Origin of the sequence: Alkalihalobacillus deserti, assembly GCF_020734105.1 — a bacterium.
In the GTDB taxonomy this organism is placed as follows: Bacteria; Bacillota; Bacilli; order Bacillales; family Bacillaceae_D; genus Halalkalibacter; species Halalkalibacter deserti.
On sequence record NZ_JAJAFR010000009.1, the window covers coordinates 1 to 16,748 of the forward strand.

Consider the following 16,748-nt stretch of genomic DNA (forward strand, 5'->3'; position numbering starts at 1 on the left):
TCAAGGTACAGAACTCCGGGGGAGGCCTTAGTTTTTCTTAACCACCTAAACTCCCTACTCTTTCACCCTGCATAACGAATGGTGAAACCTTTTTCCTTTCTCCATTTGTTATGCAGGGAATCGAGGGGCCAATCAAATAACTACCTCCCCAGACATAATTGAGGCTCACACCAATTTTCATCCCCTACTCAAACCACTAATCAAGGTACAGAACTCCGAGGGAGGCCTTAGTTTTTCTTAACCACCTAAACTCCCTACTCTTTCACCCTGCATAACGAATGGAGAAATCTTTTTCCTTTCTCCATTTGTTATGCAGGGAATCGAGGGGCCAATCAAATAACTACCTCCCCCCAGACATAATTGAGGCTCACACCAATTTTCATCCCCTACTCAAACCACTATTCAAGGTACAGAACTCCGGGGGAGGCCTTAGTTTTTCTTAACCACCTAAACTCCCTACTCTTTCACCCTGCATAACGAATGGTGAAACCTTTTTCCTTTCTCCATTTGTTATGCAGGGAATCGAGGGGCCAATCAAATAACTACCTCCCCAGACATAATTGAGGCTCACACCAATTTTCATCCCCTACTCAAACCACTAATCAAGGTACAGAACTCCGAGGGAGGCCTTAGTTTTTCTTAACCACCTAAACTCCCTACTCTTTCACCCTGCATAACGAATGGAGAAATCTTTTTCCTTTCTCCATTTGTTATGCAGGGAATCGAGGGGCAAATCTGGTTACTAGAAAAACTTGATCCTTCATAGCGTTATGCACAAGAATAAATGATATATGCACGAGTTTTTAATTTTTTGCACAAAAACCAACTATAATTGCACAAGTTTTTAATTTTTTGTACAAAAACAGTTATATTTGCACAACCTGTATCAACTCCCTATCGGCTTATCCATCAGTATTGAATGTACTAAATATAAGTTAAAAAAAGAGATGAAAATCAATAAGATTTCCACCCCCAAAAACAAGCTATTTATCTCTAATTGGTACCCTTTCCATTTCCAAAGGGTTGCAAATGCTTCTAAGTAGTTGGTTCACCTTCAGGTTGCTGTTTTGCATTTAACTTGTTTTTCTTAAACTGCTTCGCTTTCCAAATTAACCATAATTGAGATGCAAGAAACATCGAAGAATAAGTTCCAGCTACAAGCCCTACGAGTAAGGCAAAAGCAAAGGAGCGAATTGCCTCTCCTCCAAAAATAAAGATTGCAGCAGCTGCAAATACAACAGTTAAAACGGTATTGATTGAGCGTCCTAACGTTTGAACTAGACTTTTATTTACAATGCTAGCTAGGTCACTAAAGTCTTTGACTCGTTTTGCAAGTTTCATGTTTTCTCTAATCCGATCAAATGTAACAATCGTATCGTTAATTGAATAACCCACTATTGTTAACACAGCAGCAATAAAAGGAACATTGACTTCAATTTGTAACAAACTAAACACAACTATTATGAAAAAAGCATCATGTAATAAAGCGACAATTGCAGCGAGTCCATATAAAAATTCAAACCGAATCGTTACATAAATGATGATACCAATTGATGCAATCAACACAGCAAATAACGCATTTCGAGCTAATTCTTGCCCAATGATCGGCTCAACCGTACTAATACTCGGTTCCGCTCCATATTTTTCTCCATAGTACGATTGAATCTCAACAATCTCAGCTGCCGTTAATACTCCGATAAAACCGACACTAGCCAATTCATTGTTATCACCAGCAAGCTGGATATCATCTGGAGTGTAACCTTCGCCAATCTGAGCAAAATCCTCATACACTTCATCTGCCGTTAACGTATCTTGAGCTAATAAATCAACTCTTGACCCACTCTCAAAGTCAATCCCAAGATTTAATCCTAGTGTAAGAAGCAAGATAACTCCTAGCAATGTAAAGGCACCCGAAAAAACGAAAAACTTTTTTCGATGCTTGACGAAATCGATTTGTTTATTTTGAAAATTAAAGCTCATTGATTTCACCTTCCTTTACACCGAACAAACGATATTTCTTATTCAGAGCTCGGCTATTTACCCATAAGCCAAGAAGGAGCCTTGAACCATATACAGCCGTAATAAAACTCATTAAAATACTAACAATTAGCATAACAGCAAACCCTTGAACAGAGCTTGTCCCATAGGCAAAAAGGACAGAAGCTGCTAGAATCGTAGTAATATTCGCATCAAGAATCGTCGAAAGCGATCTACGGCTTCCTGCCTTGAATGCAGACATAATTGATTTTCCTGAGCGTATCTCTTCTTTAACTCGTTCATACGTAATAATATTGGCATCCACCGCCATCCCGACACCTAATATTAAAGCGGCAATACCCGGTAACGTGAGGACTGCATTCATCCAATTAAATACAAGTAAGACTAAATAAATATAGGTTGTTAACGTAATAACAGCAATAATCCCCATAAAACGGTAATAGAAAAGCATGTAAAGAAAAATTAATGCTATACCAATAAATCCAGCGTAAACCGTTTTTTGCATTGCTTGTTCCCCTAAAGAGGCACCTACTGAGTTCGAAAACAATTCCTCAAGTTGGACTGGAAGCGCCCCTGCGTTTAATACCTCAGCTAGGAATTGTGTTTCTTCAACAGTGAAATTCCCTGTAATAGTCGCTGTGTTTCCAGGTATAACATCAATGACAGTAGCAGCTGATAAATATTTAGGATCTTCTTTCATCGCCTCATTCGCATAAGAGTCCACACCCTCTTCAAAATCAAGCCACATCACTAATAAATTTTCAGCTGGATTTCTTGAAATCATATCTCTTGAGATTTGCTCCATTTGGCGAGCGTCCTTTAGTGTTAAAGTAACCATCGGATCATTCGTATCAGGATGGAATGTTGCGCTAGCTCCATTTTGACTCAAATCTGAACCATCTACCAACACTTCATCGTACACATCTCGAATCGTTAGGCTTGCTTCTGTCGAAAGGAGCTCACGTGCGGTTTGTTGATCTTCAACCCCGGCCAATTGAACTCGAATTCGATCATCCCCTTCGATACGAATGTTCGGTTCTGAAACCCCTAACACGTTAACCCTTTGATTAAGTGCACTTACCGTTGCTCTTAAAACATCATTATTAATTAAATCGCCCTCATTAGCTGGTTCGACTTTATACAGAATTTCAAACCCACCTTGAAGATCTAGACCTAGCTTTATTTCCTTCGCAATCCCCATAACAGTGGTACTAATTAAGCCTGCAAGAATAGCAACTATCAGGAAAAAAGCGAAAATCCGCCCTTTTTTCATATTCCTCTTCTTCCTCCTTAGAAAAACTCACCAATTCGCTTAGAATTCTTAAGAAACATTCGTTGTAACATTTATCCAACGAATAAATTCCAGCCTCGAATTTTTAGGCAGTGACCTTTGCTTTTTCTTAACTTCCTAATCACCTAGCGCTATTAACCCGAATGAATGCTCGAGAAACACTGCCTCTATTTTTCTACATAAGCTACGCTAGAGCAAAAAGACTTTTGCCATTATGTAAAGATGATAATCTTTGAATCCGTACTCATGCTAAACACAATAGTTCTATTATAACTTTACCAGAAATTCACTGTCAATTTCCTCTAATAACACACCTATTTAGCAAAAAAATCGGTTGGGTCTGAATATGCATCGATCGTAAGCCATGTCATGAACGTTTGAGGCTTGAGTGTTAAGATCTCGCTCACAAATTGATTTAAATGCATAAACTCCTTTTTCTTTCTTAACTGATGTAATACACAATTCCAGACTTCACCAACTGTAGCACGATTATAACCAAGGAAGTGAAGCTCATCTACTTTACTTATTAGAGCAGGCTCAACATTACCACGCCAAACTTCAAATTGCTGTTTTTCTGTCATTGTTAATCCTCCCTAGAAAAAACTTTGGTCGGCCCCGCTTACCCCTAACAATAATTAAGGTGTCAAGTTGCCGACTGATATCTTAGCGTTTAGTGACCTCTCATCAAGACAGATTAGCTTTAAGAGACACTTATTTGGTTGAATCCGCTATGCAAGACACTCTTCCTTCTTTAAAAAACTGAATACATCAGACTTGCAATTCCAAATCCCGCAATAATTACTCCTGTCGCAATTGCTGTAAGTGCATATCGAAATGGGATAAAAAAAAGAATAGCAGCTAGACAAGCAGAGTACGCACCGGTAGTAGGCAGAGGAATCGCTGTAAATAAAATTAATCCAATCGCTCCGAACTTTTCTACATTATCACTTTTTCTCATCGTCCGATTGTAAAGCCAGTCATAAAAACGTTTATATCCTTTAAATCTTAACATCCATTTGCTAATAGGTTGAAATAGCAACAAGATCGGAATAATCGGTAGCAAATTTCCACCAATTCCATAAAGCAAAGCTTCCGAAAAAGTAAAACCTAGTTGATGAGCAACTGGTATGCCTCCGCGTAGTTCAAGGATAGGCAGTGCTGATATGAATACAACAAGTAGTTCAGGTGGTAAAAAACTAAAATGATCAAATATAAACTGTTTAATTGCCTCTTTCACTTTAAATCTTCCTCTCTAAAGTTGAGATCTCCTAGTGGCTGAAAATCGATGTAAAGCCATGTAAAGCCATGTCTACACTTACTTCCTTTAAAATATTACAGAAAAAAAACGACGTTTATTTATAAACGATATAACTACTTGTCATGCTTGACCCACTATTAAGCATATAAATAATAGCGCAAAATATCCATCATTTTTTTATGAAGGTAGGGGCTATACATGACGAAGCAAACATTTCTTAAAGGAGCGTTCATTTTAATTATCGCCGGTCTTATCACAAGATTTCTAGGCTTTGTGAATAGAATCGTTGTTGCTAGAATAATGGGATCAGAGGGGGTAGGCCTTTATATGATGGCTGTGCCAACTTTGCTCCTAGTCATTACCTTAACACAACTTGGCTTACCGGTTGCTATTTCAAAGCTAGTTGCAGAAGCAGAAGCGAATAATGATCGACAAAGGATTAAACGTATCCTTGTTGTATCACTTACTATTACCACTATTTTAAGCATCGTTTTCACCGTAGCCATGATTGCCTTTGCACCATTTGTTTCTAATTATCTCTTAACGGATGCAAGAGCATATTATCCATTAATCGCCATTGCCCCAATTGTTCCCATTGTTGCTTTATCATCTGTGATGCGTGGATATTTTCAAGGTCGCCAAAATATGAAACCTACAGCTTACTCTCAAGTAATAGAGCAAGTTGTTCGAATTACACTTGTAGCACTACTAACAACCGCTTTTTTACCAATGGGTATTGAATACGCCGCAGCAGGTGCAATGATTTCGGTAGTCATTGGTGAACTGGCCTCTCTTATTTACATGATTTTTATGTTTAAACAAAAAAAACGTTTTAGACTTCGTCGTAACTTTTTTTCTTATGCAAAAGAAGGGAAACAAACCTTCCATGATCTAATGGCCATATCTCTTCCTGCGACAGGAAGTCGTCTTATTGGATCTATTTCTTTATTTTTTGAGCCCATCGTTGTTGCTCAAAGCTTAGCGCTTGCTGGAGTTGCCACAGTCATTGCAACAAGACAGTACGGGGAATTAGCAGGATTTGTTATACCTGTGCTTTTATTGCCAACGTTTATAACATATTCGTTATCTGTATCTCTTGTCCCAGCTATTAGTGAAGCGATTGCAAAAGAACATTATAAAACCATTCACCATCGTTTAAACCAAGCACTCCGACTAGCTCTTTTATCAGGTGGGATATCGGCTGTCATCCTATATGTGTACGCTGAGGCTATTATGGATTTGATGTACGATGCACCAACCGTTGCAACTTACTTGAAATTGATGTCGCCATTTAGCATATTTTTATATTTTCAAGGTCCTTTGCAAGCTACCTTACAGGCACTAGATCTTGCAAAAGCAGCCATGATGAACAGTTTATTTGGAGCCGTGATTAAGATCGCCGCTATCTTTGTACTTGCTTCAAGACCTGAACTAGGGATTATGGGAGCAGCGCTTGCAGTTGTCATAGGTTTTGTTCTAGTCACTTTACTTCATTTTGCTTCTGTTGCTAAAACGATTAGCTTCACAATTGACACAAGGATGGTTGGAAAAGCTATCATACTCATTGCTGCTTCGACCTGGATTGGTTACCTCCTTGCCCAATTTGCCTTTCCCTCTTTCACTCATCTTTGGAAGACTTTGTTAGCAATCGGCGTTACCACTATTTTCTATAGTGTACTAATGCTTGTATTAGGTTTAATAAAACATGAAGAAGCCATGCGTATTCCTGTTCTCGGAAAGTGGATTGCCTCTCTTATTCCACATTCTTAAAATGAATTCGCCTCCTGAGTCACAAGCTCAGGAAGCGAATTCATTTAGTAAGATAAACAGAATTATCTATTCAATCAGTTATTATCATTTTGGTTAATTCTAATATAAAAAGCTCCACCTCTTTAACCATATATCAAGAGGTAGAGCTTTTTTACCTTTCATCCTTTAAATCAACGAAAAAGGTATCTCGGTCTTTTAATGCACAGTAGGAGATCTTTTTAATGTCACGATAACCAAGCTTACGCATTTGCTGACGTAACCATAATGGTGTTTGGTTGATTTGACTTAAATGTTCATCTTGGACTTTTCCATCTAATATTAATGGCAGAGGCATCATAGGCTGTTGGTACTCACCCTCTTGTTTTTCAATAACGGATAATTTACCAGAAGGCTCCAAAATCGCAAACTCTACATCCGATATTTTACTTATCTTATTCTGCCTTAATTGAACAAGAAGATCGTCAAAATTATATCTCTGTCTTCTCATTTCTTTCTCATCTATCTTCCCCTCATTTATTAATACAGACGGCTTGCCATCAATTAATTTTCTTAGATGATTATTTTTTAAAGAAATAAGAGCTAACGCTATTTGAATTGTAGATAAAATAACAATTGGGATAATCGAATACATCATTGGAACATCAATATTTTCAATAGATACAACTGCAAGTTCGGCAATCATGATTGAAACAACAAAATCTAGTACAGATAATTGTCCAATTTCTCTTTTCCCCATAAATCGCAGAACAAAGAGAATAATGAAGTAGATGAATATGGTTCTAAGCATGATCGTCATATAATCCATTAATTTCTCCTCCTTGCGATATATCTAATAATAGTATGACCGAAGGAGAAGAACACATGATTTGAAGCTTTTGGAAAAAGCCTACATAAATTGGCTAAGATAACGAGTATATAAGTAAACAGTAGAGATAATAAACGAAACAATAGCAACTGGTAAACCTACTTTTAAGAATTCCCAGTAGCTAAATGGATGTTTTGCTTTTATTGCCATCCCCGCAACAATTACATTCGACGTTGCCCCAATAATCGTGGCATTGCCTCCTAAGCAAGCACCAAGAGCTAGTGCCCACCATAGCGGTTCAAGATTATTCATTCCAAATTCTTGAAACTCCAATATCACAGGAATCATCGCAGCAACAAACGGAATATTATCGACAAATCCGGATAAAATGCCTGAACCCCAAAGAATGATTAAAGCCGTTTTAGGCAGATCTCCTTCGGTAAAATAGATAATTGATTTGGCAATCTCATCGATGATACCTACTTCCTTCAATCCACCAACAAGCATAAACAAACCGATAAAGAAAAAAAGTGTAACCCATTCAATTGAACGGAAAACCTCTTCCATTTCTTGTTCTTCATGTGTAATTAACATTAACAACAGAGCGCCAACCATCGCAATACTCGTTAATTCAACATGAATAAATGGCTGAATAACAAAACCTAAAGTAGTCAGCGTTAGTACCGAAACCGACTTAACAAGCAGTTTTTTATCTTTAATGTATGTAGTTGGATCAATGGCTAGTATCTTCGCTTGATCTTCTTTCGAAACAACCAGTTGCTTTTTGTAAAGAACAACTAATCCTAATATGACCACTGCAAAAATTAAAATAACAACAGGACTCAGATGAAAAAGAAAATCATTGAATGTTAAATGACTCACAGCTTGACCAATCATTAAATTGGGAGGATCACCAATAAGAGTTGCCGTCCCCCCTATATTTGAGGCCATTACAATGGTAATTAAAAAAGGAACAGCTGGAAGCTTTAATAATGTCGTTAAGGTAAAAATGATCGGAACAATTAACAAAACCATTGTCACATTATTCAAAAACGCTGATCCAAAAGCGGTTAAACTTGAAATCATTACAAGCAACGGAATCGGGCGGCCACGTACCCCCTTTGCTAACGAAACTGCTACATACTCAAAAAAACCACTTTGACTTGTAATAGAAACTAAAATCATCATTGCTAGTAAAAGCGTAATCGTATGCCAATCTATATGGTGCAAAAAGGCATCATTTATCTCATACACACCAAATACAAGCATGAGTACCCCACCAAAGCAGGCGATGACAGCTCGATTTAATTTCTCAGTAATAATAAAAAAGTAACTGCAAAGAAAAATGATTAAAGCTAAGGTTACCCCCATGTTTGTACTCCTCTCCTCACATTTCTACCATCTTATGACAAGCTTGTTTGAAACATGTCCAAATTTCATTAGACAACAAATAATGCGTCTATTATGAACAAGCCTGAATAAGCTGTAATAAGAGTTATTATTTTTCTTTTGAAAGGAGAGAAGTTTTTTGACTTATCGTGGATTTTTTCCTGCCGTTTTATTTGGTTTAACAACGATTCTCGTAATCGCTCTTTCTTTTAGTCTTGTTGTATCACTCGTCTTAACGTTTACTTCACTCACCGAACACTCAGTACAATGGCTTATTACCATCGTTGCTTTTGTGACCATGTTTTTAGGTGGTACTATAGCTGGGGCTAGAGCAAAAGAGAGAGGTTGGATCGCTGGGGCAATTACTGCATTGCTGTTTTCTTTATTAACATTCATTATTCAATATCTTGGTTACGATAATAGCTTTACAAATGAACAGTATATGTATCATGGGGGATATATTTTGGCGGCTGCTTTTGGGGGAATCATTGGCGTGAATCTCTCAAGTAATAAGTAAACATTGTAAAAAAGCGTAGCGAAAATCGCTACGCTTTCTTATGTACTAACTAATCAATCAGGATTAACAATTTCACGTACAGCTGCACGATCAAAAGTAAGCTTACGATTATCATTAACAAGAATAACCATTACATCTTCGTCAACAGAATCAATTGTACCATGAATTCCTCCGATGGTAATAATCTTGTCTCCACGTTGTATTGAGCTATGCATCTCACGAATTTGCTTTTGCTTCTTTTGTTGTGGACGAATTAGTAAGAAGTAAAAAATCGCAAACATCAAAATTAGCGGAAGTATTGTTCCAAACATTTCCATTTCTTTCCCCCCTTTCGTTAATTAAACATGAATGATACTCATGACAAGCGCAATCATCCTATGAGAAAACTAAACCAGGTCTAGGCACGAATATTATCTGTTTAGAAGTTTTTTGCGTTTGGCTTATTAAAGCCATATAACTCAAAAAACTCTTCTCTAAAATCAAGTAATCGATCCTCTCGTATCGCTTGTCTAACCTGCTCCATTAAGTTTAACAGGAAATATAGATTATGATAAGAGGTTAGTCTAAATCCGAATGTTTCTTCACATTTTACTAAGTGACGAATATAAGCTCGCGAATAATTTTGACAAACATGGCAATCACAATTCTCATCGAGAGGTCTGAAGTCTCGAGCGTACTTAGCATTTCGGACAACAAGTCTTCCCTCACTCGTCATGAGCGTCCCGTTTCTTGCAATCCTAGTTGGCAACACACAATCAAACATGTCGATCCCGCGTATCGCTCCATCAATTAGAGCATCCGGAGAACCAACACCCATTAAATAACGAGGTTTATTAGTCGGTAAATGAGGAGTGGTAAATTCAAGGACACGATTCATTACATGCTTAGGCTCCCCTACAGAAAGACCACCTATTGCATAACCAGGGAAATCAAGAGACACTAAATCTTCCGCACTTTGCTTTCGTAAATCCTCGTATTCTCCACCTTGAACAATGCCAAATAAACCTTGGTCTTCTGTTCTTGAATGGGCCTCTACACAACGCTCTGCCCAACGACTTGTCCGCTCTACAGACTTCTTCATATACTCATGTTCAGCAGGATACGGTGGACACTCATCAAATGCCATCATAATATCGGAGCCTAATGCATTTTGGATTTCCATAGCTCCTTCTGGACTTAAAAATAACTTATCGCCATTTAAATGATTTCGGAAGTGGACACCCTCTTCCTCAATCTTACGCAAGTCACTCAAACTAAAGACCTGAAATCCTCCAGAATCCGTTAAAATTGGCCGTTTCCAATTCATGAATTTATGTAAACCACCAGCTTCTTTGATAATATCATGACCAGGTCTTAACCAAAGGTGATACGTATTACTCAAAATGATTTGCGCATTCATATCATAAAGATCTTCTGGACTCATCGTTTTTACAGTTGCTAATGTTCCTACAGGCATAAAGATGGGTGTCTCAAAACTGCCGTGTGGTGTATGAACTCGTCCAAGTCTGGCCCCTGATTGCTTACATGTCTTTATATGTTCATACGTAATAGCTGCCATGTTAATTCCCCCTTTAGCGGATAAACATCGCATCTCCAAAACTAAAGAAGCGATATTTCTGTTCTACTGCATGTTTATAAGCATCCATCACTGACTTTTTACTAGCAACGGCACTAACAAGCATAACTAGTGTGGATTTAGGTAAATGAAAATTAGTTAGTAAGCCATCAAAACCTTGTACTTCATATCCAGGGTAAATAAAAATAGATGTCCAACCTGAAGCCTCTTCATAGTCGCCGTACTCCTTTACAATTGTTTCAAGTGTACGAGCTGAAGTCGTTCCGACAGCTAAAACCCTTCCTCCATTTTCCTTAACAGATCGTAAAAGTCGCGCAGTTCCCGCGCTCATCTGGTAAAACTCAGCGTGCATTTCATGTTCTTCCACATTTTCAACACTTACCGGTCTAAAAGTTCCTAACCCAACATGCAAAGTGATAAAAGCTAGATGAATTCCTTTTTGCTGAATTTGTTCAAGAAGCTCTGTAGTAAAATGCAATCCAGCTGTTGGCGCAGCAGCTGATCCTCGATGTTTAGCAAAAACGGTTTGATATCGCTCTTGATCGGGAAGAGTTTCCTTGATGTAAGGTGGAAGAGGCATCTCACCTAATTCATCTAGAATCTCATGGAATATTCCTTCGTATTTCATTTTAAGAAGACGTCCTCCATGTCCTGCCTCCCCCGTACACTCTGCGGTTAAGCGACCATCTCCGAAATAAATGATCGTTCCTTTCTTCACCCGTTTTGCAGGTTTTACAAGCGTCTCCCACTCATCACCCTGAATTTGTTTTAAAAGCAGCACCTCTATACTGGCTCCCGTGTCTTTCTTAGTGCCATATAATCTTGCTGGTAATACACGTGTATCGTTGAGAACTAAGCAATCTCCGTCGTTAAGCTCATCGATAATTGAAACAAAGTCTCGATCTTTTGTTTCTCCTGTTTTTCGGTCGAGGACAAGCAAACGAGACGCCGTCCTATCCGGAAGCGGCGCCTGGGCAATTAACTCATCTGGTAAATAAAAATCAAACTCTTCTACATTCATGTTATGATTCACCTTTTAGACCTTTTTTTAATATTCCGTTCCATATAGATATCTTTGTTATCATACCGAAACTCTAACTACGTTGCAACATATTAACGAAATCGTCCAATAATAAAAAACAGTAATGATAAGATAATACTTATAACGACACTTGTCATTAGTGGAAAATAAAATGTTGAGTTTTCTCTCTTCACCAAGATATCGCCTGGGAGTTTCCCTAGTGGAATAAATCGTCCAATAACGAGCCAGATCACACCAATAAAAATTAAAAAAACACCGATTGCTATTAATATTTTGGGAAATGAATTCATTGGCTAGGAACCTCCAGAGTGAAATGTTGATAGCAGGCTGGTGTAACCACTCTTCCTCTTGGAGTTCGCTGAATAAACCCAATCTGTAGTAAATACGGTTCATAAACATCCTCTATTGTATCTGGTTCTTCCCCAATCGTTGCTGAGATTGTGTCCAACCCAACAGGTCCTCCACGATATTTTTCAATCATTCCATATAATAATTTATGGTCAATATGGTCAAGTCCTAAACTGTCTACTTGTAATTCTTCGAGAGAATTCTGAGCTAACTGTAGAGTGATCTGGCCATTACCCTTTACTTGGGCAAAGTCACGTACACGCCGAAGCAACCGGTTCGCAATACGAGGGGTTCCACGAGATCTCCTTGCGATTTCTAAAGATGCACCCTCTTCAATTTTTGTCTCAAAGACTTCAGCTGTCCTATTCACTATGATGGCCAATTCTTTTTCTGTATAGTACTCTAAACGAGCTAAAACACCAAAACGATCTCTTAAAGGTGAGGATAACATCCCTGCTCGTGTTGTTGCACCTACTAATGTAAATGGAGGCAAATCAAGCCGAACTGAACGGGCTGTAGGTCCTTTTCCAATAACAATATCAAGACAAAAGTCTTCCATAGCAGGATAAAGAACTTCTTCAACCATTCGATTTAATCGATGTATTTCATCTATAAACAATACATCACCTGGCTCAAGTGCCGTTAAAACCGCAGCTAGATCCCCAGGACGTTCAATTGCAGGACCCGATGTCGTCCGCATTTGAACCCCCATCTCTGTAGCTATAATCCCTGCCAACGTCGTTTTCCCTAAACCCGGCGGCCCATAAAAAAGGACGTGATCTAGACACTCTTCACGCATTTTAGCGGCTTCCATAAATATTTGAAGGTTATTTTTCACTTTCTCTTGACCAATATACTGCTCAAGCTTTTGGGGTCTTATTGACTGATCCAGAGCGTTTTCCATACTTTTTGCTTCTGCCGAAATCATTCTTTCTTCCAAAAATAATACACCTCCAAGCTAAGCCTTCAACATCAACTTCAGAGCTTTTTTAATATAGCCATCAATAGACATCTCTTCTTCCTCTAATTGAGGACGTACCTTTTTAAGCTCTTTCTCCACATAGCCAAGTGCACGTAATGCTTCTAGCGCTTCTTCTAAAAACTCGTTTTCTTTTAAAGGTAAAGCAACCGTATCCCGTTTAAATAAACTCGGGGCAAAATCATCAAGTTTCCCTTTAAGGTCCAAAATAATTTGCCTTGCTGTTTTCTTACCTACACCAGGAAATTTAACGAGATAGGCTTCATCTTCCTCTTCAATGGCATGGACAACATGTTCCGGTTGTCCTGTTGCTAAAATCGCTAAAGCGCCTTTTGGACCAATCCCCGAAACATTTAATAATTTCTCAAATAAAGCTCTTTCTTCCTTTGATTTAAAACCAAACAATCGAACTAAATCTTCTCTTACATAATGATATGTATAAATGAGAACATCTTGTTCTACATTTTTTTGATACGTATATGGATTAGGACAAAATATTTGATAAGCTAAACCATGATGGTCTACAACAATGTACTGTGTTTCAATATCAACTAGCTTGCCTCTTACATATTCAATCAACAGCTTACTCCCCTCTATTATGCGAACGTTTATTTCTATTTTAGCATAAAAATAGAGAAATCGTCATTTAAACAAAAAGAGGTGACTGAACCGTTTTTATTAAACAACAATCTATTGTTTAACGTAAACATGTTAAGTCACCCTGTTTTTACATTTGTTTAGATTTATATTGCCCAAATGCTTGAAGCACCTCTTCATAATGTTTTAAATCCTGAACAGGAATGCCTCTCATTAAATCTGAATGTTGTTGACTCTTCAATTTAGTCGTATCTAATTGAAAAAAGGACTGAATAACTCTTTCCTTATTCGGTTCACCTTCATAAATAGAGAGAATTCCTTCTTCTGTTATTCCAAAATAACCATTCATCTTTAATAAAGGTGAAATGTCATCAATTTGTTTTCTAAAGATCATTTCCGTTTCATTTTGGTCTATAAGTACCCAATCTTCATAGAACGCCCAAAAATCCTCCGTTGACCAAATGGTTTCTTGAACTCTTTCTTGACTTATTTCTCCATCTAAGTATACTCGTTCTAAGATCACATCAATGGTCTGTGGTCCCATTACAGTGACGGTTTCAGGCTTTCGACTCTCTTTTTCAATTTGACTTCCTTCAATGACTGTCGTGTTCCAGACAACTAAACCTGTTAAAACAATTAATATAGATAGAAAAAGGGAGATTACACATCGCTGATTTCGTTGTAATTGCTTCATCAGCTCTTCACCACCATCAGATAATAATTAAGCTGTAATGTCAAAGCCACGGCATAACAACTTCCATTCATAAACTAATGTTGCCCATAAATGGAAGTAATCATTCATATTATGCTTAAATTAAATTCTAATGAAATGTACATACATAAAAAAGCAGTAGGATTGTACCTACTGCTTTTTTACCTTAATTAACGTGAACGTTCAAATGGACGTTGTACTGCTCTACCTAAATCATTAAGCATACTTGTAAAGGTCGCACCGATTTCATCAAATGCGGTACCAGTACGCAATTGGTCATCCATTGTTCTAATACGTCCTACAACATCATTATCAGTAGTAACACGCACTTCTTTATCCTTTGCTAAGCCTTTAGCAGTTTTTTCAACTTCTTTTTTCACATTATTGATATCTTCATTAGCTGTAATACCAATTACAACATCATCCTCATGAACAATAACACGTGCTTCTTCTACACCTTCCACTTTTTCAATACGCTCGACCATTCGTTGAGCCGTTTGACCGTCATAATCCTTGTGATAATTCACTGTATCCTGTGCTTGTCTACCTTGACCTTGGTGAACACCCGTACGGTTACCCTGGTCAGTAGTTCCTTGTTCTGTCCCTTGATTCATTAAACCACGACGACCTTCTAAGTTCATGGCACCTTGACCTTGACGACGATGACCTTGCGTAGTTCCTAAAGCTCCAGTTCCTCCACGCGCTCTTCCACGTAAAATTCCATCTTCATCAACCATACCAGGACGGTTTCCACCGGTTAATCCAGCACGATCTGTACCTGCATCCGTACCTTGGCGTCCGTATATACCTTGTGCACCTTGAGTTCCGAACAAGCCTTGGTTAGTACCAACAGTATCGCGTCCAGTATTACTATAATGGACACCGTCACGATTTCCACGTGTCTGATAATTATTTAAATGCGTACGCGTTCCATCTCTTTCTAAACCGAAGAAACCACCAGCTCTACCTTGACCTGCATCTAAACCGGTTTGTCCTGTACGACCTTGACCTATACCACGTTGACCAGATCGGTCTGTACCTAATCCAGTAGTAGTTCGATCATCACGAGTCATCATGTCTGTTAATGGTCCTTCTCCCTGGTAACGACCTGTAGTAGCCCCACCATCACGCATATCCTGTGCTCTAGCACCTGTCTGATAATTATTAGCACCCATATCTGTTGCTTGATTATCTGTTCCACAGCCTGCAAGACCGCCTAATAGCATGGTTGCAGCTGCGACTGACATAGCGATTTTTTTCATTTTTTAAATTCCCCCTTTCAACACTTATCATGGCTTCATAAGAGGTTCTTTACACTGTTAGTTCTTGGTTTTCATTCCATAACAAAAGAGCCATCTATTCAGATGACTCTGTCTCATCAACCTTATGTCTTATTAATCATCATAATCATCTGATTCATGATAGCCTTGCATAAAAAATGGGTCTTGAGCCGGCATCATTTGACCATTTGGGCCATACGTTACTGGATAAGTTGGTCCGCAACAATCATTCATCTGTCCAGGGAAATTGGACTGATAAGGCATGGCTTGTTGCATTGGCATTGTGTTTGGTGGAATATAAGGCATTTGTTGTTGTGGCTGTTGTGGCTGTTGTGGCATCATTGGCTGTTGTGGATAGTTGGGCATTTGTGTATGATTAGGCTGATAATTTTGTGGCATCTGTTGTTGAGACGGAAAATGCGGCATAGGCTCTTGATTTGGTTGATACTGTGGTTGCATTGGCGGTTGATATGGTTGTGGCTGCATTGGTGTCCCATAAGATTGTGGTGTTGGCCCACATCCAGGCATTAATGGACTTACTGGTAGGTACTGTGGTGGACACATTGGTTGTTGCTTTGGTGGACACATTGGTGGCTGCATTGGCATTGGCGGTTGCATGATTGGTTGCATTTGCGGCATTGGTTGTTTCGGCGCATAGTGTTTAGGTTCATACGTTTTCTTTTTTATAGGTTTAACTTCTGCTTTAGGTTTTATCATTTCTTTTTTGGGTTCAACCTTTTTTGACACAGGTGGTTTTTGAACGGTCGGCATTTTTGGTTTTGGTTTCCCCTGTTGTTGCGGTTGATAAAAATTAACATTTGTTTGATAGGTATTCACATCAATTTCGTTTTTAGTAGGCTGCATCATTTTTTGTGGCATTACTGGCATTTCCATATGTGGCATTTGTGGCATTTCCATTATGGGTTCTTCTTTTGCTTGTGGAGCAATTTGAACTTCTTTTTTCGGTTGTTCTTTGACTTGAGCTTCCTTCTTAACTGGGACACTTCCCGTCGGCACTTTAATTTTCATACCAGGCATAATCATATCTGGATTCGACAGTTGATTATTAGCTGATTTCAACTGTTCAAAATCGACACCGTACTTCTGTGCCAGTTTCCAAAGTGTATCACCTTTTTGTACAATATGAATTTTCACGTTAACATTCCCTCCTCAAACCGTTCTTTAC

17 protein-coding genes are annotated in these 16,748 nt (G+C 38.4%); 2 read left to right on the forward strand and 15 right to left on the reverse strand.

Translation table 11 applies throughout. From position 1 onward, the window contains the following. Positions 1–1,035: 1,035 nt before the first annotated feature. The 4 genes from secF to LDX58_RS15990 form a co-directional block, all read right to left on the reverse strand. Positions 1,036–1,980: a protein translocase subunit SecF gene (gene secF, locus LDX58_RS15975; protein ID WP_227937820.1), complete on the reverse strand. Its 945-nt coding sequence runs from the start codon at positions 1,978–1,980 to the stop codon at positions 1,036–1,038. Then, positions 1,970–3,271 carry a protein translocase subunit SecD gene (gene secD / locus LDX58_RS15980; RefSeq protein WP_227937821.1) on the reverse strand — a complete coding sequence of 434 codons (1,302 nt, stop codon included), beginning with the start codon at positions 3,269–3,271 and terminating at the stop codon, positions 1,970–1,972. Before secD ends, secF begins: the two co-directional genes overlap by 11 nt. Before the next feature lie 332 nt (positions 3,272–3,603). Further along, entirely contained in the window at positions 3,604–3,870 is a 267-nt protein-coding gene (locus LDX58_RS15985; protein WP_227937822.1) for a post-transcriptional regulator, read from the reverse strand. Between the two features lie 170 nt (positions 3,871–4,040). Next, a complete protein-coding gene (locus LDX58_RS15990) occupies positions 4,041–4,526 on the reverse strand; it encodes a COG2426 family protein (RefSeq protein ID WP_227937823.1) in 486 nt (161 codons plus the stop codon). Positions 4,527–4,745: 219 nt separating this feature from the next. Here LDX58_RS15990 and spoVB point away from each other — a divergent pair, with 219 nt between their 5' ends. Then, positions 4,746–6,317 carry a stage V sporulation protein B gene (spoVB, locus tag LDX58_RS15995; RefSeq protein WP_227937824.1) on the forward strand — a complete coding sequence of 524 codons (1,572 nt, stop codon included), beginning with the start codon at positions 4,746–4,748 and terminating at the stop codon, positions 6,315–6,317. Positions 6,318–6,468: 151 nt separating this feature from the next. Here spoVB and LDX58_RS16000 read toward each other — a convergent pair whose 3' ends face one another. Next, complete coding sequence (locus LDX58_RS16000) at positions 6,469–7,122, reverse strand: DUF421 domain-containing protein (protein WP_227937825.1); 654 nt, start codon at positions 7,120–7,122, stop codon at positions 6,469–6,471. 81 nt (positions 7,123–7,203) lie between these two features. Next, a complete protein-coding gene (locus LDX58_RS16005) occupies positions 7,204–8,493 on the reverse strand; it encodes an ArsB/NhaD family transporter (RefSeq protein WP_227937826.1) in 1,290 nt (429 codons plus the stop codon). A gap of 157 nt (positions 8,494–8,650) precedes the next feature. On the opposite strand from LDX58_RS16005, the gene LDX58_RS16010 reads away from it, so the two are divergent. After that, entirely contained in the window at positions 8,651–9,028 is a 378-nt protein-coding gene (locus LDX58_RS16010; protein WP_227937827.1) for a TIGR04086 family membrane protein, read from the forward strand. Between the two features lie 53 nt (positions 9,029–9,081). Here the strand turns inward: LDX58_RS16010 and yajC are convergent, their stop codons facing one another. The 9 genes from yajC to safA form a co-directional block, all read right to left on the reverse strand. Further along, positions 9,082–9,345: a preprotein translocase subunit YajC gene (gene yajC / locus LDX58_RS16015; protein WP_227937828.1), complete on the reverse strand. Its 264-nt coding sequence runs from the start codon at positions 9,343–9,345 to the stop codon at positions 9,082–9,084. 101 nt (positions 9,346–9,446) lie between these two features. Then, on the reverse strand, positions 9,447–10,586 hold the full coding sequence (gene tgt / locus LDX58_RS16020; RefSeq protein ID WP_227937829.1) for a tRNA guanosine(34) transglycosylase Tgt: 1,140 nt from the start codon (positions 10,584–10,586) through the stop codon (positions 9,447–9,449). A gap of 13 nt (positions 10,587–10,599) precedes the next feature. Further along, positions 10,600–11,625: a tRNA preQ1(34) S-adenosylmethionine ribosyltransferase-isomerase QueA gene (gene queA / locus LDX58_RS16025; protein ID WP_227937830.1), complete on the reverse strand. Its 1,026-nt coding sequence runs from the start codon at positions 11,623–11,625 to the stop codon at positions 10,600–10,602. A gap of 92 nt (positions 11,626–11,717) precedes the next feature. Next, the gene (locus LDX58_RS16030; RefSeq protein ID WP_227937831.1) at positions 11,718–11,936 is read right to left on the reverse strand and encodes a DUF2905 domain-containing protein; all 219 of its coding nucleotides are present in this window, start codon (positions 11,934–11,936) and stop codon (positions 11,718–11,720) included. Continuing rightward, positions 11,933–12,934 carry a Holliday junction branch migration DNA helicase RuvB gene (ruvB, locus tag LDX58_RS16035; protein WP_227937832.1) on the reverse strand — a complete coding sequence of 334 codons (1,002 nt, stop codon included), beginning with the start codon at positions 12,932–12,934 and terminating at the stop codon, positions 11,933–11,935. Before ruvB ends, LDX58_RS16030 begins: the two co-directional genes overlap by 4 nt. 18 nt (positions 12,935–12,952) lie before the next feature. After that, positions 12,953–13,552: a Holliday junction branch migration protein RuvA gene (gene ruvA, locus LDX58_RS16040; RefSeq protein WP_227937833.1), complete on the reverse strand. Its 600-nt coding sequence runs from the start codon at positions 13,550–13,552 to the stop codon at positions 12,953–12,955. Between the two features lie 148 nt (positions 13,553–13,700). After that, entirely contained in the window at positions 13,701–14,264 is a 564-nt protein-coding gene (locus tag LDX58_RS16045; protein WP_227937834.1) for an intercompartmental signaling factor BofC, read from the reverse strand. Between the two features lie 188 nt (positions 14,265–14,452). Beyond that, entirely contained in the window at positions 14,453–15,544 is a 1,092-nt protein-coding gene (locus LDX58_RS16050) for a YhcN/YlaJ family sporulation lipoprotein (RefSeq protein ID WP_227937835.1), read from the reverse strand. A 132-nt stretch (positions 15,545–15,676) separates the two neighbouring features. After that, entirely contained in the window at positions 15,677–16,717 is a 1,041-nt protein-coding gene (gene safA / locus LDX58_RS26775) for a SafA/ExsA family spore coat assembly protein (RefSeq protein WP_372459217.1), read from the reverse strand. Positions 16,718–16,748: the final 31 nt, after the last annotated feature.

Excerpts from the sequence above, each read along its gene's own strand:
- secF (WP_227937820.1), bottom strand. The coding sequence starts at position 1,980 with ATGAGCTTTAATTTTCAAAATAAACAAATCGATTTCGTCAAGCATCGA.
- secD (WP_227937821.1), bottom strand. The coding sequence starts at position 3,271 with ATGAAAAAAGGGCGGATTTTCGCTTTTTTCCTGATAGTTGCTATTCTT.
- LDX58_RS15985 (WP_227937822.1), bottom strand. The coding sequence starts at position 3,870 with ATGACAGAAAAACAGCAATTTGAAGTTTGGCGTGGTAATGTTGAGCCT.
- spoVB (WP_227937824.1), top strand. The coding sequence starts at position 4,746 with ATGACGAAGCAAACATTTCTTAAAGGAGCGTTCATTTTAATTATCGCC.
- LDX58_RS16000 (WP_227937825.1), bottom strand. The coding sequence starts at position 7,122 with ATGGATTATATGACGATCATGCTTAGAACCATATTCATCTACTTCATT.
- LDX58_RS16005 (WP_227937826.1), bottom strand. The coding sequence starts at position 8,493 with ATGGGGGTAACCTTAGCTTTAATCATTTTTCTTTGCAGTTACTTTTTT.
- yajC (WP_227937828.1), bottom strand. The coding sequence starts at position 9,345 with ATGGAAATGTTTGGAACAATACTTCCGCTAATTTTGATGTTTGCGATT.
- tgt (WP_227937829.1), bottom strand. The coding sequence starts at position 10,586 with ATGGCAGCTATTACGTATGAACATATAAAGACATGTAAGCAATCAGGG.
- queA (WP_227937830.1), bottom strand. The coding sequence starts at position 11,625 with ATGAATGTAGAAGAGTTTGATTTTTATTTACCAGATGAGTTAATTGCC.
- LDX58_RS16030 (WP_227937831.1), bottom strand. The coding sequence starts at position 11,936 with ATGAATTCATTTCCCAAAATATTAATAGCAATCGGTGTTTTTTTAATT.
- LDX58_RS16045 (WP_227937834.1), bottom strand. The coding sequence starts at position 14,264 with ATGAAGCAATTACAACGAAATCAGCGATGTGTAATCTCCCTTTTTCTA.
- LDX58_RS16050 (WP_227937835.1), bottom strand. The coding sequence starts at position 15,544 with ATGAAAAAAATCGCTATGTCAGTCGCAGCTGCAACCATGCTATTAGGC.